General features: G+C 42.4%; 21 protein-coding genes and 1 riboswitch. Of the genes, 12 read left to right on the top strand and 9 right to left on the bottom strand.

From position 1 onward, the window contains the following. Positions 1 to 70: 70 nt before the first annotated feature. Positions 71 to 176, top strand: a riboswitch (TPP riboswitch). 104 nt (positions 177 to 280) lie between these two features. Next, positions 281 to 1,579: a phosphomethylpyrimidine synthase ThiC gene (gene thiC, locus CST_RS10920; RefSeq protein ID WP_015359971.1), complete on the top strand. Its 1,299-nt coding sequence runs from the start codon at positions 281 to 283 to the stop codon at positions 1,577 to 1,579. A gap of 20 nt (positions 1,580 to 1,599) precedes the next feature. On the opposite strand, the gene CST_RS10915 is transcribed toward thiC, so the two are convergent. Both CST_RS10915 and pyk read right to left on the bottom strand, forming a co-directional pair. After that, positions 1,600 to 2,547, bottom strand: a complete 948-nt coding sequence (locus tag CST_RS10915) for a DUF1848 domain-containing protein (RefSeq protein ID WP_015359970.1) — start codon at positions 2,545 to 2,547, stop codon at positions 1,600 to 1,602. 136 nt (positions 2,548 to 2,683) lie between these two features. After that, positions 2,684 to 4,447 carry a pyruvate kinase gene (gene pyk / locus CST_RS10910; RefSeq protein WP_015359969.1) on the bottom strand — a complete coding sequence of 588 codons (1,764 nt, stop codon included), beginning with the start codon at positions 4,445 to 4,447 and terminating at the stop codon, positions 2,684 to 2,686. 313 nt (positions 4,448 to 4,760) lie between these two features. On the opposite strand from pyk, the gene CST_RS13570 reads away from it, so the two are divergent. Both CST_RS13570 and CST_RS10905 read left to right on the top strand, forming a co-directional pair. Continuing rightward, positions 4,761 to 4,901 (top strand): hypothetical protein, encoded by a 141-nt coding sequence (locus CST_RS13570; protein ID WP_015359968.1) that lies wholly within the window; start codon positions 4,761 to 4,763, stop codon positions 4,899 to 4,901. 234 nt (positions 4,902 to 5,135) lie between these two features. Further along, positions 5,136 to 5,843 carry a M48 family metallopeptidase gene (locus tag CST_RS10905; RefSeq protein ID WP_015359967.1) on the top strand — a complete coding sequence of 236 codons (708 nt, stop codon included), beginning with the start codon at positions 5,136 to 5,138 and terminating at the stop codon, positions 5,841 to 5,843. Here CST_RS10905 and CST_RS10900 read toward each other — a convergent pair. Continuing rightward, positions 5,830 to 6,321 carry a helix-turn-helix domain-containing protein gene (locus CST_RS10900; RefSeq protein WP_015359966.1) on the bottom strand — a complete coding sequence of 164 codons (492 nt, stop codon included), beginning with the start codon at positions 6,319 to 6,321 and terminating at the stop codon, positions 5,830 to 5,832. The genes CST_RS10905 and CST_RS10900 overlap by 14 nt on opposite strands. A gap of 100 nt (positions 6,322 to 6,421) precedes the next feature. On the opposite strand from CST_RS10900, the gene CST_RS10895 reads away from it, so the two are divergent. After that, positions 6,422 to 7,021 carry a vWA domain-containing protein gene (locus CST_RS10895; protein WP_015359965.1) on the top strand — a complete coding sequence of 200 codons (600 nt, stop codon included), beginning with the start codon at positions 6,422 to 6,424 and terminating at the stop codon, positions 7,019 to 7,021. Positions 7,022 to 7,134: 113 nt separating this feature from the next. On the opposite strand, the gene speE is transcribed toward CST_RS10895, so the two are convergent. Both speE and speD read right to left on the bottom strand, forming a co-directional pair. Next, a complete protein-coding gene (speE, locus tag CST_RS10890; RefSeq protein WP_015359964.1) occupies positions 7,135 to 7,995 on the bottom strand; it encodes a polyamine aminopropyltransferase in 861 nt (286 codons plus the stop codon). A gap of 29 nt (positions 7,996 to 8,024) precedes the next feature. Further along, the gene (gene speD / locus CST_RS10885) at positions 8,025 to 8,780 is read right to left on the bottom strand and encodes an adenosylmethionine decarboxylase (RefSeq protein ID WP_015359963.1); all 756 of its coding nucleotides are present in this window, start codon (positions 8,778 to 8,780) and stop codon (positions 8,025 to 8,027) included. 456 nt (positions 8,781 to 9,236) lie between these two features. Here speD and CST_RS13855 point away from each other — a divergent pair, with 456 nt between their 5' ends. Genes CST_RS13855 through CST_RS10875 form a run of 4 tightly spaced genes read left to right on the top strand, consistent with a single transcriptional unit; the run spans position 9,237 to position 11,036 of the window. Further along, complete coding sequence (locus CST_RS13855) at positions 9,237 to 9,359, top strand: hypothetical protein (protein ID WP_015359961.1); 123 nt, start codon at positions 9,237 to 9,239, stop codon at positions 9,357 to 9,359. A gap of 49 nt (positions 9,360 to 9,408) precedes the next feature. Beyond that, a complete protein-coding gene (locus CST_RS13850) occupies positions 9,409 to 9,549 on the top strand; it encodes a Type 1 glutamine amidotransferase-like domain-containing protein (protein WP_081594899.1) in 141 nt (46 codons plus the stop codon). A 28-nt stretch (positions 9,550 to 9,577) separates the two neighbouring features. Beyond that, the gene (locus tag CST_RS10880) at positions 9,578 to 9,931 is read left to right on the top strand and encodes a Type 1 glutamine amidotransferase-like domain-containing protein (RefSeq protein WP_144050608.1); all 354 of its coding nucleotides are present in this window, start codon (positions 9,578 to 9,580) and stop codon (positions 9,929 to 9,931) included. Position 9,932: 1 nt separating this feature from the next. After that, positions 9,933 to 11,036, top strand: a complete 1,104-nt coding sequence (locus CST_RS10875; RefSeq protein ID WP_015359959.1) for a prephenate dehydrogenase — start codon at positions 9,933 to 9,935, stop codon at positions 11,034 to 11,036. Between the two features lie 12 nt (positions 11,037 to 11,048). Here the strand turns inward: CST_RS10875 and CST_RS10870 are convergent, their stop codons facing one another. The 3 genes from CST_RS10870 to CST_RS10860 are packed head-to-tail and all read right to left on the bottom strand — an operon-like array spanning position 11,049 to position 13,733. Further along, positions 11,049 to 11,918 carry a cell division protein FtsX gene (locus CST_RS10870; RefSeq protein ID WP_015359958.1) on the bottom strand — a complete coding sequence of 290 codons (870 nt, stop codon included), beginning with the start codon at positions 11,916 to 11,918 and terminating at the stop codon, positions 11,049 to 11,051. After that, positions 11,915 to 12,592, bottom strand: coding sequence for a cell division ATP-binding protein FtsE (locus tag CST_RS10865; protein ID WP_015359957.1), 678 nt, complete (start codon positions 12,590 to 12,592; stop codon positions 11,915 to 11,917). Before CST_RS10865 ends, CST_RS10870 begins: the two co-directional genes overlap by 4 nt. A gap of 22 nt (positions 12,593 to 12,614) precedes the next feature. Beyond that, positions 12,615 to 13,733 (bottom strand): coiled-coil domain-containing protein, encoded by a 1,119-nt coding sequence (locus CST_RS10860; protein WP_015359956.1) that lies wholly within the window; start codon positions 13,731 to 13,733, stop codon positions 12,615 to 12,617. 291 nt (positions 13,734 to 14,024) lie between these two features. On the opposite strand from CST_RS10860, the gene CST_RS10855 reads away from it, so the two are divergent. Genes CST_RS10855 through CST_RS10845 form a run of 3 tightly spaced genes read left to right on the top strand, consistent with a single transcriptional unit; the run spans position 14,025 to position 17,688 of the window. Further along, positions 14,025 to 14,528 carry a nitroreductase family protein gene (locus CST_RS10855; protein WP_015359955.1) on the top strand — a complete coding sequence of 168 codons (504 nt, stop codon included), beginning with the start codon at positions 14,025 to 14,027 and terminating at the stop codon, positions 14,526 to 14,528. Positions 14,529 to 14,574: 46 nt separating this feature from the next. Continuing rightward, a complete protein-coding gene (locus CST_RS10850) occupies positions 14,575 to 17,052 on the top strand; it encodes a glycosylhydrolase-like jelly roll fold domain-containing protein (RefSeq protein ID WP_041746676.1) in 2,478 nt (825 codons plus the stop codon). Positions 17,053 to 17,085: 33 nt separating this feature from the next. Continuing rightward, positions 17,086 to 17,688, top strand: a complete 603-nt coding sequence (locus tag CST_RS10845; RefSeq protein WP_015359953.1) for a DNA-3-methyladenine glycosylase family protein — start codon at positions 17,086 to 17,088, stop codon at positions 17,686 to 17,688. Here CST_RS10845 and CST_RS10840 read toward each other — a convergent pair. After that, on the bottom strand, positions 17,683 to 18,381 hold the full coding sequence (locus tag CST_RS10840) for a PrsW family intramembrane metalloprotease (RefSeq protein WP_015359952.1): 699 nt from the start codon (positions 18,379 to 18,381) through the stop codon (positions 17,683 to 17,685). The two genes, CST_RS10845 and CST_RS10840, sit on opposite strands and share 6 nt — an antisense overlap. Before the next feature lie 163 nt (positions 18,382 to 18,544). Here CST_RS10840 and CST_RS10835 point away from each other — a divergent pair, with 163 nt between their 5' ends. Then, positions 18,545 to 19,591, top strand: coding sequence for a DNA-deoxyinosine glycosylase (locus CST_RS10835; RefSeq protein ID WP_015359951.1), 1,047 nt, complete (start codon positions 18,545 to 18,547; stop codon positions 19,589 to 19,591). Positions 19,592 to 19,641: the final 50 nt, after the last annotated feature.

Raw genomic sequence — 19,641 nt, 5'->3', positions numbered from 1 at the left:
TGAAGGTAATTTTGAAATTTGATAAAGCACCGATAAGATCAAGGCAGAATAGTTTAGAAACAGAATAAGGCATTAAAGCTGGGGGTGCCTTCAAAGGCTGAGAAAGAGGATTATCCTCTTAACCCTTTGAACCTGATGCGGTTAGTACCGCCGGAGGGAAGCTGACTTTTATAATTATTGACATTCACGCTTACCTTCGAAGGTAAGCGTTTTTATATATTTAATGGGGTACAAAAAAGGCTTAAATCGTTAAAAAAAGAAGCAGGAGGGAAACTGCCAAATGTATACGACGCAAATGGACGCTGCCAGAAAAGGTATTATAACCGACGAAATGAGAACTGTTGCAAGAAAAGAAGGGGTGTCTGCCGAAAAAATCCGGGAACTTGTTGCCTGCGGAAGGGTGGTCATACCTGCGAACAGAAATCATAAAGGCCTTGACCCGGCAGGGATCGGTGAAGGGCTTAGAACCAAAATAAATGTTAACATAGGTATTTCGCGGGACTGCCGTAATTTTGACATTGAGCTTGAGAAGGCAAGAACGGCGATTGATTTAAAAACCGACTCAATAATGGATTTAAGTTCCTACGGCAAAACGCATGAATTCAGAAAAAAACTTATAGAAATGTCTCCGGTAATGATAGGAACGGTGCCTGTATATGACGTGACAGGCTTTTACAATAAGGAACTTGATAAAATTTCCGCCGACGAATTTTTCAATGTGGTTGAACAGCACGCAAAAGACGGTGTGGACTTTATGACCGTTCATGCAGGAATAAACAGGGAAACGGCGCGGCGTTTTAAGCAAAACCAAAGGCTTACAAACATTGTATCAAGAGGAGGGGCATTATTGTTTGCGTGGATGGAACTGACCGGAAGGGAAAACCCGTTTTATGAGCAGTTCGACAGGCTTTTGGAAATATGTGAAAAGTATGATGTAACAATTAGTCTCGGTGATGCGTTAAGGCCAGGAAGTATAAATGATTCAACTGATGCCGCGCAGATTCATGAACTTATTGTCCTGGGAGAGCTGACGAGAAGGGCATGGGAAAGGAATGTGCAGGTAATGATTGAAGGGCCTGGGCATATGGCAATGAATGAGATTGCACCCAATGTAGTTCTGGAAAAAAGGCTTTGCCATGGTGCGCCGTTTTACGTCCTTGGCCCGCTGGTCACTGATATAGCGCCCGGATACGATCACATCACCGCGGCAATTGGAGGGGCAATTGCGGCATCATGCGGTGCGGACTTTTTGTGTTATGTCACTCCTGCCGAACACCTGCGGCTTCCGGATATTAACGATATGAAAGAGGGTATTATTGCTGCAAGAATAGCAGCTCATGCCGCAGACATTGCCAAAGGTATAAGTGGGGCAAGAGAATGGGACTATAAAATGAGCGAGGCAAGGAGAAACCTTGACTGGAATTGCATGTTCGAACTTGCCCTGGATCCCGAAAAGCCGCGGAGATACAGGGAAAACTCAATCCCTGAGAATGATGATACCTGTACGATGTGCGGAAATATGTGCGCGGTAAAAAATATGAACAGAATACTAAAGGGTGAAAATATCGATATCCTGTAAAATCAATTTTTTTTACATTATCATATGAACTTTAACTGTTCAAAGTTATGTCGTGTGGAAAGGTTACTTGTTATTTTTCGTTCATATATGACGTCCTGCGGTCCTATATCACCGTACAGAACGGGGGATTTGGGATTATGCCCTGAGTAATTTTTCAACGCTGTTTTGTGGTTGTGAACCGCATAGCAGTAAACGCAGGAATGGAGGCATGTGTCATAAGCGCCGATGTCAACGCTCTCCACGCATCCGCATTCAGGGCGCTGGTTTTTGTCTTTTTTTAAATTAACAGGTTTTCCTGTTATTTTTTCAATCAGTTTGCTGTCAATGCAGCTTCCGCGTTCTATGCCAAAACGCGAGAGGTCGAGTTTCTCAGCACATGTCTGAATCTTTATGTTTTCGGTTGCGGCAATTCCGGAAAAGGCTTCGGCAATTCTGCACATTTCATCGGTGGTTATTTCTCTTAATTTAAGGTCTGACGAATTTCTGAGCGTGCATTTGTATAAATCAACAAAGCTGATTATACACCTGCCGGTATACCGGCTTAAATTTTTCGCAAGACGGCCGAAGTAATCGGCTTGAATGTCAGTGGTTATACCGTCGTTTAGAATTATAGGATCATAACGCCATATTACCCTGTCGGGACCTATCATGTCAGACAGCGCCTTAAATGTGTCTATTAATTTCCTTTTATCAGGTATGTTTCTTTCAATACTGTTATCATACGGAGTCAGAGTAAAAAGAAAGTAGTAATTATAATCTTTTAACAGGTACATTTTGGGCAACATTTTTTCAGGGTTTTTTGTCATGAAAACGAAACAGTCAACAACTTCGGGATTAAGTTCAATCCTGCTTATCCGATGATAGTTCATCGGATTCCTTACAAGCACGTACCCTTCCTTAAGCCTTTCAAAAAACCACTCGCTGTAAAAGGCAGGAATGTCTGTTCGACGGCTTACACTGACTATCATAACAACCCACTCCGTTACTCATTATATTTATTATTGCCGACACTGTAAACAGCGAAAATAAATAAACCTAAACAGAGACATTCAATGAGAACGGCTCTGTTTAGGTTCAGACAGCAGTGACTTATTAACCCTGCATTTATTCCAGACTGCATGGCATTAAGTTTTCGTTGTGAACAATTCCGCGTTCTGCGTCTACGGTAACTACACATCCGCTTTTCAACAGGCTTGTGGCATTCTGTGCACCTACAATAACCGGTATGTCCAGTGCCAGACCGACGATAGCGGCGTGATTGTTTGTGCCGCTTTCCTCAACAATTAGCGCTGAAGCGCTTTTTATCATCGGAAGCATTTCATTTGTGGTATACGGCACTACAATAATGTTGCCTTTTGCGTATTTCCTTTTCAGTTCATCGGCAGTTTTGGCAACGCATAACTCGCCGGTAATCACGCCTGTCCCAATACCCGTTCCTTTCACAAGTACTTTGCCTACAAGCTGTACTTTCAGAATGTTAGTCGTACCGCTTACTCCTATGGGCACACCGGCAGTTATTACGGTCAGGTCGCCGTGTTTTACAAGACCTGATTCCAAAGCTTTCTGTACGCCTGTATCAAACATCTCATCGGTGGATTTCGCTTCGCTGACCAGGAACGGAACCACGCCCCAGCACAGAGACAGCTGGCGTTGAACCTTTGGGCTGACGGTAGTGGCAATAATGGGACATTCGGGCCTGAAACGTGAAATCATGCGCGCGGTATGTCCTGATTTTGTTACCGTAATAATTGCCGATGCTTTCAGATCCATCGCGGTTGTGCATGTGGCATGGCTTATTGCGTTGGTAATCGTAGGGAGCATTTCATGCTGCGTGTTCATGAAACGCTTCCAGTAGTCTATTGAACTTTCTGCTTTTTCGGCTATTTTCGACATCGTTTTAAGAGCTTCAACCGGGTATTTTCCTGATGCGGTTTCTCCCGAAAGCATAATTGCGCTTGTACCATCGTAAATGGCATTGGCTACGTCACTGGCTTCCGCACGGGTGGGTCTTGGGTTGCGTATCATCGAGTCAAGCATTTGAGTGGCGGTAATAACAGGTTTACCGCTGCGGAAACATTTCTCAATAAGCATTTTCTGGACAACGGGAACTTCTTCCACGGGGATTTCAACGCCCAAATCGCCGCGGGCAACCATAATTCCGTCCGAAGCAAGAAGGATTTCGTCGATATTGTTTACTCCCTGGCGGTTTTCAATTTTGGATATGATTTTAATATCCTGACCGTTGTATTTATCCAGGATTTTTCTGATTTCAATTACATCATCGGCTTTGCGTACAAAAGAAGCAGCAATAAAATCAACGTCATTTTCAATACCAAACTTGATGTCCTCTATATCCTGCTGGGTAACGGACGGAAGGTTAATATCCACTCCCGGGACATTGATTCCCTTGTTATTGCCCAATACGCCGCCGTTTAAAACAACACAGTGAATGTCCTTCCCTGTAATGGCTGTTACTTCCAGTTCTATCAGCCCGTCATCTATAAGGATTCGGTCACCTTTTTTAACATCCTTGTACAATCCTTTGTATGATACCGATACCTTATGCTCGTCACCAAGGATATCATCATGGGTCAATACAAAGCTATCCCCTTCGGAAAGGGTGGCAGAGCCGTTTTTAAACTTACCCGTGCGAATTTCAGGCCCTTTTGTGTCAAGCAGCAACGCCACTGGACGTCCTGTTTCTTCCCTGATTTTTTTCAGCATGTCAATCCTGCGTTTGTGTTCCTCATATGAGCCATGGGAAAAATTCATCCTGGCTACATCCATGCCCGCAAGAACAAGCTCACGTAAGATTTCTTCACTTTCGCATGCGGGACCAAGGGTACAAATAATTTTAGTTCTGCGCATGTATATTTAAACCCCCAAAATAAAGTATGCTTATTTAATTTATTTTGCTGCACATAAAATGATAATCTATCACAATGAGATGCATTTATCAAGCATTTTTATGTTCAGCACCCGATGCAGAAAAAAATATGCATTATCGGCATCGGATTTTGGTCTGCCGGTTCCTGTAACATGGAAGCATACATGGGAATACCTACTGTTTTAAATGTTACAGGAAATTAACCGTTTTCAATAGTACCATATATTTTTTTGCCGGTAAAGGGGAAGGCAAATCTTTATGGAAAACTAACGGGTGAATTTACTTTTTTAATTTGTGACGCTGAAGGCGTATACGATAGGCGGATATAACTATTTTAAGCTGAGAGACATTGCGAAAATATTTGATATAGGGGTAGTGTGGGAAGGCGAAACGTCAACGGTGAAAATTGACACCGGCATTGGTTACGAGGATTAAATAAAACCGGTGGGCTGTTAAAAAAGGAACAGGATACATGAAACAATGTATCCTGTTTTTTTGCTTTTCTTTATGTTTTTTTCCGACAAATCGGTTTAAATCCGGTCGGGGAAAACATTCATGGGAGCGCCATCCCCGAATTATGCGAAAATTTTTATGGCAAAGGTTAAAAAGGTACCCTGATTGATGTATAATAAAGCTATTATTATTTTTAAACAGGGACAATATTAAACCATGAGCAATATTAATATTGACGGGATTGAAATTGAAGTAATAAGGAAAAAAATTAAAAACATGCATTTGTACGTGCTGCCGCCCGACGGAAGGGTACGCATTACTGCGCCTTTAAGGGTGAAGGAAAGCGTCATCAGAAATTTTGCGGTCTCAAAACTTAACTGGATAAAAAAACACCGTGCAAAATACCGGGAGTACAAAGCAGGTCCCCTTAAAAGATTTGTTTCAGGAGAAATACATTATTATCAGGGCAGGGAGTATTTTCTGAACGTTATATATACGAACAACAGGCAAAGAGTTGAGTTGTGCGAGGAAAAAGGGGAGATAAATCTTTACGTCCGCGAAAACAGCAATGCTGAACAGAGAAAGAAGATACTCACCGAATGGTACCGGAACAAGCTTAAAGAACGGCTTCCGGATTTAATCGCCAGGTGGGAAAAAGTAATGGGGGTTAATGTCAGGAGTTTTGGCGTTAAGCTGATGAAAACCAGATGGGGAACGTGCAATCCCGCTACAGGCAGGATATGGATTAATCTTGAACTGGCAAAAATGGCCCCTGAATATCTTGAATACATAGTGGTACATGAAATGACACATCTTATTGAAAGATACCACAATAAAAGGTTTTATGCATTTATGGACATGTTTTTGCCCGGATGGCGGAAATTAAGAAAGGAACTGAAGGCTTTACCGGTTATTTCTCAATAACACGGCCAATGGGCTTTAATCCGAAATGCATAAGAGCCTCGTTTATGTCTTCTATTTTGTATATCTTTTTTTGTATGCAGAAAAGGATTATAAGATCCGACAGTTCGCTTTTCGATAAGGAATATCCCGCAGAAGCCAGCAGTTCGTTGGTTTCGTTCATGTTCAGCTCAAGGGCTAACGCCAGGCAGATAACCGTGTTTTTGCCTGGTTTGTATTCATTATTTGAGCGTATTTTTGAAAAATGTCTGCGATCAATGCCCGCTTTTCTGTAAACCTGGGAAGCGGTCAGTCCCTTTTTTTCAATAAATTTCATAAGTGTCTGACTGAAAGAAGGTTTTATGTTTTCCTCAATAAAGTTTTCCAGTTCCTGATGAAACGGTTCTGACACTGTATATGGCACACTTTCGGAAACCTTAAATGATTGGAAGTTTTTGTATATAAATGACTGCAGTTCATCAAGCACTTTTTCGGAAAGCATATTAAACCTCTGAAAATGTCGCCTGCCAGGCGACCATTTATTTTTTGTGATTTTTTATTATTATAGCATAACACAAAAGCGTTTAAGGGGGTTGAGTGTTGTGAACAAAGATTTGACCGAAATAATTTTTCTTCTTGACAGAAGCGGTTCCATGGCAGGCCTTGAAAGCGAAACAATAGGAGGTTTCAATGCTTTTATTGAAAAACAAAAGGAAATACCGGGAGAGACGATTATAACGGCGGTACTGTTCGACGATCGGTACGAAATTCTTTGGAACGGAGTGAATATAAAAGATATAAAGCTTACCGACAAGGAGTATTATGTCAGGGGAATGACCGCGCTGCTCGATGCCGTCGGAAAAACAATTTTGGATGTTCACAACAGAATCTTAAAAACCAAGAAAAGCAAACGCCCCGGAAGGGTGATTTTTGTCATTACAACTGACGGTATGGAAAACTCAAGCAGGGAATTCACGTACGAAACGGTAAAACAGCTTATTAAGCGGCAAAGGGAAAAATACAACTGGGAATTCATATTTCTTGGCGCCAACATCGACGTGGTTAAGGAAGCGGGCAGTATTGGGATTAACCGCAATGATGCGTATGGCTTTGAAGCTTCTCAGAACGGTATAAAACAAATGTATGAGGTTGTTAATGAAAAAGTGAGAAATAAAAAGAAAAACTCCAACTATTTAATTTAATAAAAACAATTATTTATTTATGCTTTCGGGTGAAAAAACAGACACAGCGGCCGTGGCAACCGCTACCGGACCGCTGTGGCCGCTTTAATACGCGTTTGATATATCATTTGACTTTAGACTTCGTTTTCCGCTTCCTTAAGTAATTCCTTCACATAGTTTGGCAGTGCAAATGCGCCGATATGCAAGTCGGTATTGTAGTATTTCGTTTTTATGCCGAGGGAGTTCCATCTGTCGGCATTAAAATCCCTTGTCGGATGGTATTTTTTCGATGCAAATCCAAACAGCCAGTGCCCTGAAGCATATGTAGGAATATGTGCCTGATACACTTCACTTATGTCAAAAACCCTGTATATTTTTTTATGCGCCTTTTTCATTCCGGCGACATCTATGGGATAAAACGGGCTTTCATGTTGGTTAACCATTATGCCGTCATCTTTTAGGGCTTTATAACAATTTCTATAAAAATCTTCCGTAAATAACGCTTCCCCGGGGCCCACAGGATCGGTGGAATCCACGATTATGAGGTCGTATTGATTTTGGCAATATTTTACATATTCCAGCCCATCCTGGATATGAATATTTACCCGGGCATCGTCGAATTTAGACGCGATCTGCGGGAAAAACTCCCTGCAAACCTTTATAACCATTTCATCTATTTCAACGAGGTCTATTTTCTTAACATAATCATAACGGGTCAGTTCCCGTACTATTCCGCCGTCGCCGGCTCCAATGACAAGAATTTGTTCAACCTTGGGGTGGACTGCCATTGGAACATGGACCAGCATTTCGTGATAGATGAATTCGTCCTTTTCTGTAAGCATCAGGTAATCGTCTATGACCAAAATCCTGCCAAGATCGTCGGAATCATATACATCTATTTGCTGAAATTCACTTTTTACGCTGGCAAGCTGTTTGTTTACCTTTATTGAAAAAACAACACCATCAGCATAGTTTTCACTAAACCATAAACTCATTCTGATCTACCCTTTCAAATAATTAAATGTTATTTTTTCTTTATTTCACCCCAGAATATTTCCTCCATTTCGCGTTTTATGCTGTTTATAATTTGAAGGCGGGTTTCTTCGGACAATTCATTTTCATCGGTGTGCAACAGGTAATTGTTCAGGTTAATGTTCTTAATCATCATCCGTGTGTGGAACAGATTGCATTCGGGCATATTAAAGTCCACCGATTCATATTTTTCAAGTGTCTCTTTGTTTATATAATCCCTGATGGACGAGATGGTGTGATCCATAAAGAGTTTGTTTCCGTCAATATCCCGCGTAAAGCCTCTGATCCTGTAATCCATTGTAATAATGTCCGAATCAAAGCTGCTTATTAAATAATTCAAAGTATTCAACGGGGAAATTTCGCCGCAGGTTGAGACATCTATATCAACACGGAATGTCGCCAGAGAGGATACCGGATGACATTCGGGATATGTGTGAACGGCAATATGGCTTTTATCCAGATGAGCGAGGGTTTCGCTGCCATGAAAATTATTTTCCGCAATTAGAACGGTTGCACTTGCGCCTTGGGGTTCATAATCCTGTTTGGACACGTGCAAAACCTTGGCACCTATCATATCCGAAACGTTAAGCAATATATTGGTAAGCCTTTCGGAATTGTACTGTTCATCAATGTACTCGACATATTCTTTCTGATCCTGTTCCGACATGGTATAACAGACGTCGAAGATATTGAAGCATAAGGATTTTGTTAGGTTGTTAAATCCGTAGAGTTTAATTTTGTTTTTCACCCCAATACCCCCTTCTTTTAGATTTATAATATTACGGACAAAATCTTTGGTTCACAGCCAAGAAAACCTAACATAAGATTATTAATTTAATATTAAATCAAATGGTATTACCAAAAAGGCCAAGGAAAAAAGTAAAAAAGATTGTAAACCTTTTGTTAAGTAATAATAATCCGTTAAGGCTAAACCCCAAGAACATAGTAAATTCTACATTCAAAAATAAGTATTGTCAACACCGGTATTATGAAAATAGTTAATTAATTAACAACTTCGGATTTATATTTGTAAGGCGTGATTCCCGCAGCAAATATTGAGTATTGGAATATTTTGTTATATAATGAGTAAAACGATATTGGCCGAAAAATTTATAAATACAATTGAATTGCTGAAAAACACAAGGAAACTGAAAATCTTCCCGGTGTAACACGATGGGGTTTTTCCGGCGTGGGAGGTTCAATTATGGGGAAGATTGTTGCCATTGGCGGCGGTGAACTCAGAAAAGGTGAAACACAGGGATTAACAGATTTATTGTTGAACTGTCGGGAAAGGCAAATCCGAAATTGCTTTTCATACCCACCGTAAGCAGAGACGCAGAAGAATATATTGAGCTGGTTAAAGCAGATTCGGAGAACTGGGCTGCAGTGCGGACGCATTATGCCTTGTGTCAAATACATACAGTGCCGGGCAGATCAGAGACATGATTCTTGGTTCTGATATCGTTTATGTAGGTGGCGGTGACACCGTAAGAATGCTGGAAACATGGCGTGGATAAATATCTGAAATAAGCATACGAAAAGGGGATTGTGTTGTCTGGTTTAAGTGCCGGGGCGATTTGCTGGTTTGTGTTTGGACACAGCGACAGTGATTGGTTTATAAACCCAGAACAGTGGGATTATGTGCGCGCATACGGGCTGGGGCTGATACCTGCCGCGCATTGCCCTCATTATAATGAAGAGGGAAGGGAAAGTTTTGATGAAATGATGAGAAACGAAACCATCCCGGGAATAGCGCTGGAGGATAGAACGTCATTGGTCGAGACAGACGGCCGTTACAGAATATTGAACGAAGACAGGGGAAGGAAGGCATATTTGCTGAAAGTATCGGACAATAAATTAATAAAAATAGAACTGGAAGAAGGAGAATTTGTTTTGTAATATGGGAAGCTCAGTTAAAAAAATAGGTGTTATAGGTCTTGGAATAATCGGCGGTTCGCTGGTCAAGGCAGTAAAAAGAAAAGGATTGTGCGAAACGGTTGTTGCCTATGACCAGAATGAAAATACAATGGAGCTGGCATTAAAGGAAGGCACTATCCATAAAGCGGCACAAGGCATTGATGAAACCTTTAAAGGCTGTGAAATGGTTTTTATATGTGTGCCGGTAAAGAGCATACCCGAAATAGTGAAACAATTGGACAAAATAGTGGAATCAGACTGTATTCTGACAGACGTGGGCAGTACGAAAGGCAATGTTATGGAAACGGTGAAAAAATTGAAACTTTCCTGCCCGTTTATAGGCGGACACCCTATGGCGGGTTCCGAAGAATCGGGATACAGGGCTTCAAGACATACGCTGTTTGAAAACGCGTATTATGTTTTAACTCCTCTGGAGGGAACTGATGAGGTTTACATAAATAAACTTTCTGAATTTCTTAAATTATTGGGGGCGCTGCCGGTAATAATTGATCCGCATGTCCATGATTATGCCACCGCGGCCATCAGCCATGTACCTCATGTAATAGCCAGCGCGCTGGTTAATACAATAAAGGGGCTGGACGGCAGCGACAGACTGATGCATACGCTGGCTGCCGGAGGATTCAGGGACATTACAAGGATTGCTTCTTCCGAGCCGGCGGTATGGGAAAGTATCTGCCTTACAAACAAAGATAATATAATCAGGGTTCTTGGGGAGTTCGCAAAAAATATCAATTCTTTCGTTGAAGCATTAAACAGCAATGATGATAGAAAGTTGAGGCAATTGTTTAAGGACGCAAAGGAATACAGGGATTCTTTCTCCGACAGAAGAGTCGGGGCTTTGATAAAAACGTATGACATTACGGTGGATGTGGAGGACAAGCCCGGCGTTATTGCATCCATAGCAAGTGAGCTGGGCAAACACCGGATTAACATCAAAAACATAGGCATCAATAACAGCCGTGAAATGGAAGGCGGGGCGCTGGCTATAAGTTTCTATGATCGCGAAAGCCAGGAAAGAAGTTATGAAATCCTGAAACAAATGGGCTATTCGGTGTATTACAGATAGTTTATATATGCCCTAACTCTTCTTTGATGTGGAAACACCGAATAAACTGCCCAGTATTCCAAGGGATGCGCTTACCGAAAGGAGGAATATGCTGAGCCCGTAAACCAGCTGGTTCCTGGGCGGCAGCGGTATGAAGGGGATAGTGCTGCTGAGCCTTGAATATCCCTGATTTATTAATATGTTGATAAATACCGTTGCAACGATTCCTCCACAGAAGGTGAGCAAAAAACCAAGCAATATGTAAGGGAAATTGATAAAATTGTCGGGAGCTCCCAAAAGCACAAGGGTCCGGATTTGTTCGCGGTTTTGATAGATACCCTGTCTTATCATATGGGATATAATTATCAGAGTGGTTATACTTACCGCTGCTATGACCAGATAGCCGAGAACCTCAAAGGCTTTCGTTATCCCTTCAATTCTTTCAAGGACCTCCCTGTTTTCCCGTACGTAATTTATCCCGCGAAGGGAGGATATTTGAGTGAAAACGGAATCCAGCTTTTCGAGCTCAATTTTCACCTCAAAGTAGGCTTCAAAGGGATTTTCATCAAACAGGTCAAGTATACCCGACTCTTCGCCCAAAATTTTTTCCATGCGTATTTTGGCTTCTTCCTCGCTGACCAGCCTTACTTCCCGTACTCCGTCAATTTGCCGGATTAAATTAAGCAGTTCCTCGGTATTTGCAGCAGCCTTGTTAAAATATGCATTAATTTCGGCCTCATCCCTAAGCATTCTGGTCAACTGGCTGCTTATGCTCCAGATGGCTATAACGAGGGCAAGCAAAAACAGAATAAGGGCGGTTCCCAAAAAGGAAAACAGGTTTGAAAGCTTATTGGTAAGGACTATCCTTATGGCTTCTTTTAAAAAGTATGAAGCGTTTTTCATATGTGTTCACCCCGGCGTTCAACGGTAATATTGCCCTGCTCAACACGAATGACTGTGGCATCTTTGTAATTTCCGATTAAATGCGTTGCATGGGTTGTGACAAGTACGGTGGTGTTTTTATCTTTCAACGTATAAAAAAGGTTCATGATATTGATTGCATTATCATAATCCAGATTGCCTGTAGGCTCGTCGGCAAGAATCAGCGAGGGCTTCCTGGCCACCGCTCTTGCTATTGCGACCCTTTGGGCTTCCCCGTAAGAAAGCTTATCCACCATTACCGAAGCCTTGTGCCCAAGCCCTACTTTTTCAAGAGAGTTTTTTGCATTATCCATCATCTGGCGTTTCGGAATATCCAAGAAACGCATGCCTATCAATACATTATCAAAGGCCGTTCTTCCCGGAATAAGCCTGAATTCCTGAAAAACCGGCCCAATTTTCCTGCGGAGTTTCCTTATGTTTCTGATTTCACTTTTTGCCATAAGCTGATCCATTACATAAAGGGAGCCCGACGTAGGAAACTCCATACCCATTAAAAGCTTGAGCAGACTGGTTTTTCCCGAACCGCTGGGCCCTACAATGTAAACAAATTCTCCCTGTTTTATTTTCAGGTTTACATCGTGAAGGGCAAGGGTGCCGTCGCCATATCTTAAAGAAACATTGGTGGCCTCAATCATACCGCTATCCTCCATGCATTTGTCAAAAGCTTGGTGTTATTACGAATTCCAGGTATCCGTCAAAAACTTCAACAGATTCCAAAGTCACGCTTCCCGCCATTATTTCTTCGAAATTTATAACTATCTGCCCGTTTTTAAACAGTTCCGCAATGGACGCCTCGGTAAGGGGCATACCGCAAAATGTGCCTTCTTCCACTTCAAATTTTAAAAGGGTTTTATTTTCAATTTTAAAAATCCCGCGGAGGGATAACTGTTTTTCCGGAACGTTAACCCATATTCCTTCGGGTCTGAATTCAAACACCATTTTGGGGAGATCGGACTGTTTTTCCCAAATCGAGTTCAGTGTCTGATCATATATTTTACCTGATATTTTCGGAAAACTGATTTTCAGATTCAGAGCTTCAACCGGGAAGTCTCCCCTTTTTGCTATTTCGGTGAAATATTCCACGATTTCCGAAAACAATACTTTTAAGTCATTCCACTCCTGCTGAAGGCGCTGCAATTCGTTTTGATACATCTCCCTGGCCTCGCCTACGGAATTGAGTATTGTTTCCTGTTCCTCCCTTAATGCGTACATTTCATCCAAAGTATTCTGAAGCTCGGCAATATACTTTTCCAGTTCTTCTTCCTTTGCTTTCAGTTTTTCATTTTCGGAAACCAGTTCCTTTTTCCTGCTTTCCAGCCTGTTCAGCAGTTCATCTGTATTTCGGCTTATTTGACGTATGATATTCAAACTTTGAATGAAATCCGATAGATTTTCCGATTTCAGAATTGTTTCGAGAAAAGACGCGGGGCCTTTCCTTTGGTAACTTACGAGCACTTTTTTAAGGACATTGAGCTGGCTGTTGTATGTATTTTGCTTTTCTTCAATTTCCTTTGCAAGTTTTTCTGAATCGCTCCTCAACCGTTGAACTTCCGCAGAGATTTTTTCCTTTTGCCTTTCGGTTTCCTCTATTTGCTGGGAAAGGGTAAACAGATTTTCAAGCACGGTTTTTTCAATTTCGGAGATATCCTGAAGCTTTTCTTCGACCTCGGTTATTGGCTGGACCTGGCTTAAAACCTGACCGGAAAGAATATTTGCGGAAATTAGGGCTATTATGACGGCAATTATAATGAAAAAACCAAATCTTTTTGCCAGCACAACACTACAACCCCCGGAAAGATAATGCTTACTGATTACCCGCATGCTTTACTTAAAGATCCTAAAGAGCCTCGACCTTACGACACCGCTTAAAAGCCGTTATAAAACAAATAATGCTCATGTAAGAAATTATATCATGTTGCCCGAAAATCTTCCACTATGAAATTATAAAGACGAAATCTTCAGGCTCCGGGATGTAAATTGACATTTTGGGGTATATAAAATATATTCGATTATGACGGAATAAATTAATCGTAATTGGTCAGCTGCATATAAAAAGGAGGTTTGATTATGGATTTTTTCGATGTGATTAACAGGAGGTACAGTGTAAGATCCTATCTCCCCGATGAAGTTGAAGCTGAAAAAATACAGAAAATACTTGAAGCTGCAAGGCTTGCACCAACAGCTTGCAATTTGCAGGCATTTAAGGTGGTGGTGGCCAAAACCGAAGGCCGAAAGGAAGAGATTAGGAAAATATACCCCCGGGGCTGGTTTGCCGAGGCACCCTATATAATTGCTGTCTGTGCCGAAAAAGGCAAGGGCTGGGTAAGGAGCGATCAGAAAAGTTTTGCAGATGTCGATGCCACAATCGTTATGGATCACATAATTCTTGCGGCGACGGCGTTAGGCCTTGGTACCTGCTGGATTGGAGCGTTTGATCCGAAGGCCGCTGCCGAAGTCCTGGAGCTTGGAAACAATTTGGAACCCATTGTATTAACTCCGCTGGGATATCCTAAGGGAGAACAGACCCCCAGAAGGAGAAAGGCTCTTGAGGAACTGGTCATTTACAGATAAGTTTTCTTGGTTCGGCAATAAAAAAAATAAAGGACAGGTTATGTGTATGATCAAAGCGCTTAAGGAAAAATTTCTGCACCCGGACGACGAATTCACCCCAATTCCCTTCTGGTTCTGGAATGATTCACTGAATGAAGAGGAAATAAGAAGGCAGATTCATGATTTCAGGGAAAAGGGCGTGATGGGTTTTGTAATACACCCGAGAATAGGAATACCGAAGAATATTGAATACCTTTCCGACAGGTTCATGCAACTGGTCAGGTTCGCCGTTGCCGAAGCAGCACGGCTTGGAATGAAAGTGGTTCTCTATGATGAAGGCATGTATCCGTCAGGTTCCGCCCACGGACTTGTGGTTAAGAAAAATCCCGAGTATGCCTCAAAAGGTTTAAGCATGACCGAATATCCGCTGGATGATATTGACGAAATAGAATTTCCCATTCCCAATAACGAGAGGATTGTTTCAATTCTTGCCGTAGAAAAGAAGTCTGCCGATTCCTTTGTTTATGAAAGCACCAAAAAACTTCATGCGGAAAATGGAAAAGTGCGCTTTAAGGTGCCGAAAGACGGAAAATGGTCACTGGTGGTTTTTACGCTGTGCTTTTCAGGAGGCACAATAAGGGGAATTCATTTCGGCGAAGACGACGGAGAACCCTTTGCACCGCCTTCTGCAGATCTTTTAAACCCCGATGCTGTTGCAGCTTTCATAGAAATTACCCATGAAAGATATTACCAGGTGTTGAAGAAGTATTTCGGAAACACGGTAATTGCAATGTTTACAGATGAGCCGTGCATTCTTGGAAGAAACCATAGAAAAGGACTGATACCGTGGACCGATGATTTCCTGGAATGCTTTATATCGGCTGGTAACGAAGAAACAAGCCTTCCCGCGTTATGGTGGGAATGCGGCGGGAAAACCGAAGAAATCCGAAGGAATTACAGTAATGCCGTAAATCTCAGACTTGAATGGTCCTATTACAGGCAAATTTCCGAGTGGTGTGAAAAACACGGCATTGCTTTAACAGGACACCCCGAAAAAAGCGACGAGATCGGTCTTTTGAAATATTTTCACATACCCGGGCAGGATATTGTATGGAGATGGGTTGCCCCCGAGAATAACAGGGGAATTGAAGGAGAACACAGCACAATGGCAAAGTGCTCTTCAGACTCCGCGCGGCACCGGGGCAGGCGCAGAAACTCGAACGAATGCTTTGGATGCTGCGGCCCTGAAGGCATTCACTGGGCATTTTCGATGGACGACATGAAATGGTATATGGATTGGATGTTTGTGCGGGGTGTGAATCTGCTGTATCCCCATGCCTTCTTTTACTCAATTGAAGGTGAAAGGCGTTTCGGAGAAAGGCCGCCCGATGTCGGGCCCAATAATGTATGGTGGAAATATTATAATTTTGTTTCCGACTATATTAAAAGAATGTGCTTTATTATGACCGACTCGGTAAATCAGACGAATGTCTGTATTCTTTGCGGAAGCAGCGGTCTTCCGTGGAAAGCGGCAAAACACCTTTACCGGAACCAGATGGAGTTCAATTACCTTGAAACCGAACTTCTGCTTTCCGAAAAATGCAAAATTGAAGGCGGCAGGATAAAAATTGAGAAACAGGAATATACGGTAGCGGTAATAGAGGAGCCAGACATCCTTTCAGATGAGGTGAAAGATAGGCTTTCGGTGTTTATCCGTCAAGGCGGGAAAGTCGTTGTCTATAATGACGGCGCCAACAAAGATAATTTGCTGGGATTTGAGTCTGTAAGCAGCCCGGAAGAGTTTATAGAATTTATCAAAGAGCACGGGGGATATGATTATTCCTTTGAACCCCGTCATCCCGATTTAAGGGTTAGCCATGTGGTAAAGGGCGGGTGCCACCTTTATGTCCTCACAAACGAAGGCGAAAACACAATCAATACTGTGCTCCGGACCAGAATAACGGGGAGGGCTGAGCTCTGGGACGCGTGGAGGGGTGCGGTGACCGAAATTGATCCGATAGCTTGCGGTGAGAATGATATGAGCATTGAAATAAGCCTTCCGCGGAGAGAAAGCCTTGTAGTCTGCATTGATCGGTCCGAAAAAGCCGTGCCTGGAGTCAAAGGTTTCGCCCGAAAGGTGCAGAAGCAGGAACTTCAGCTGTGCTGGAGCATTTTTGACAACCAAAGGCTGATTAAAGAAAGGGAAAACAGTTTGGTTTCATGGACCGAATGGCCGGGCATGGATGCTTTTACGGGAACGTTGATTTACGAGACGTCATTCATTCAGAGTGAAAAAGGCAACTGCAGGTATCTGCTGGATCTGGGAGAGGTACATGAAATAGTCCGGTTGTATATTAACGGACACGACGCAGGTGTAAGAATGTGGAAACCTTATGTTTTTGACATTACACGCTGGATGAAATCGGGCGTGAACACCGTCCGTGCAGAAGTAACAAATTCCATGGCAAACAAAATCAGCGGGGCGAAACTTAAATCAGGTCTGATTGGCCCCGTTTGCCTGGTCAAGGTATATGAAACAAACTAATTTACCGAAAATTGGGGTATATGGTGATCAACGGTGTATTTCGAATATGGGGAAAAAGAAACAGAATATTTGAAGGAACGGGATAAAAAGCTTGGAGAAGCGATTGACAGGATTGGTTTCGTTAAGCGCCGGATTATTCCCGATCCCTTCCGGGCCCTTGTTTACAGCATAGTCGGACAGCAGATTACAGGAAAGGCGGCGGATACCGTGTTCAACAGGCTGGTCGCCAGGGCGGGAGAAATAGCGCCCGAAAGGCTGGCCGAGCTTGATATTTCAGAGATTAAGGCCTGCGGTATGTCTTTAAGAAAGGCTGAATATATAAGGAAAATTGCAGAGGCCGCTGTAAACGGAACAGTTGACTTTGGCGGCCTTAAAGCCAAACCCGACCGGGAGGTGATAGACATTCTTACAACCCTCCCGGGCGTTGGTATATGGACTGCGGAAATGCTTTTGATATTTTCCCTTGCCAGGCCGAATGTTTTAAGCTTCAGCGACTTTGGTATCAGGAAAGGGCTAATGAAACTCCATGGCATTGACAGGCTCACAAAAGAAAAATTTGACGAATACCGATCCCTTTATTCCCCGTATTGTACGACGGCTTCCATATATCTGTGGGAAATTGCGAAGGAGTCATAGGTCAAATTTGTTCCAGACCTTTGACTCCTGATAATACTTGTTCAGTTTCCTTAAGTTTGTTATCCACATGTAAATGACAAACGGTATGAACAGAAACATAAGCATATGGTTCTGTGAGAGGAGAATAAAGTTAAAGGTTCCGTGTAAGAGCATAGGCATAATAAGTGACAGTGAATAGTATCTTTTTCGGTTTATTATGTCAGGGCTGAATTTTGCCAGCGACAGGTAATAACCCATTGTGATGGCAAACAGCATATGAGCGGGAACACTTAAGATACCGCGGTACCATCCAATGTAAGGATCTGCGTCATACCCCGAAAAAACATACATAATATTTTCAATTGTTGCAAAGCCAAGGGCCGAGTATGCGCAGTAAATAATTCCGTCAAGTTTTTCGTCAAATGAGACATGATAATAAGCCAGGCGCATGACCACAAGGCGCTTGAAGTATTCTTCAGTGAAACCTGCCACAATGTATGCCGTCCAGACTGCGGAAAATATACCGCTGAATATGTTTATATTGCTTAAAAATCTTTCCACGAATATTGTCGGAACAGCAGCCAGCATTCCGTGGAGAAAAAGCCTTACAAGAAGCCCTACCGGCTCTCTGTCGTATCTGTCGGTAAGGTATAACCCCATTGCAAGGGCAATTCCGGGTGTAACCGCTATTACGAACAACCGTAACGGATCCATAAGTAGTTCCTTCCGTTTCACCTTTTTCAAAATCTGGCAGTTTTGCGACAAATTCATATATTTAAAGCATGATCATTATATGGTATATTATATGTTGTGTCAGTTGAAAAACATCTGCTAATGATTATATTTCCTGTTTGCACGTTTTTATAACGGAATTTTTATGAAAGGCGGAAAAATGACAAACTTTGATGATTCAAATTTAATATTGAGATCCTTTGACCCGATTGCGGACAGTCAAAGCAAGGTTTTGATCCTCGGTACGATGCCCGGCGCCGAGTCTTTAAGAAAGCGGCAGTATTATGCTCATCCAAGAAATCTGTTCTGGCCGCTTATTTACGGTATATTTGATGAAAATCCTGATGCCGATTATAATAAAAAAATTGATTTTCTGAGAAGCAAAAAGATTGCGCTGTGGGATGTTTATAAGTCATGCAGGCGTAAAGGAAGCCTTGATTCAAACATCTGCGATGAAATTCCGAATGATGTCGCCGGGCTATTGAACGCATACCCGAACATAAAATACGTTTTCTGCAACGGAGAAACATCCGAGAAACATTTTAGAAGGCATGTGCTGCCTGAAATCAAGCGGGAAATTTATTTTCTAAGGCTGCCGTCCACAAGCCCGGCGAATGCTTCGGTTCCGCCGGAAGAAAAAATGCGTATGTGGCGCTATATAAGGCATACTTTGGAAAACCGGGTAAAATATAAATCGGTGGCAAAAACTGAGATTGGCGAAATCATTGTCCTTGCGGATGACCGGGTTGTAACCGGAGTGTTTTTGCCCGGCAGTGAGCCGGAAACTGATGGTTTTGCCTTATTTTCGGGAAACAGGATTTCAGAGCTGGCTAAAAATCAGATTGAAGAATATTTCAAGGGAAAAATACGGTCGTTTGACATTCCGTTTGAAATACGGGGAACAAACTTCGAAAAAAATGTATACAATGCCCTTTTGAAAGTGCCTTACGGGTGCACGGTAACGTACCGGGAGCTTGCTGAAATGGCGGGGAACAAGCATGCTGCAAGAGCGGTCGGGCAGGCCCTTAAGAAGAACCCTTTGCCTTTGATTATTCCGTGTCACCGTGTAATTGGGTCAAAGGGCAGATATGTGGGGTTTATGGGAATTGGCGGCAACCCCCTTCAAAAAATGCTTATTGAGCTGGAAGCTGAATATTCCGGAAAATATTCCTTTGCTGAAAGTGCGGATTGATAGTTTCAAAAAATATAATTACTGCGGAAAATTCAAGAGGAGTGATTATT

It is taken from the genome of Thermoclostridium stercorarium subsp. stercorarium DSM 8532, assembly GCF_000331995.1.
GTDB classification, from domain to species: domain Bacteria; phylum Bacillota; class Clostridia; order DSM-8532; family DSM-8532; genus Thermoclostridium; species Thermoclostridium stercorarium.
Note: the sequence above shows the minus strand (reverse complement) of the source record. Positions and strands in the feature narration are given on the sequence as shown.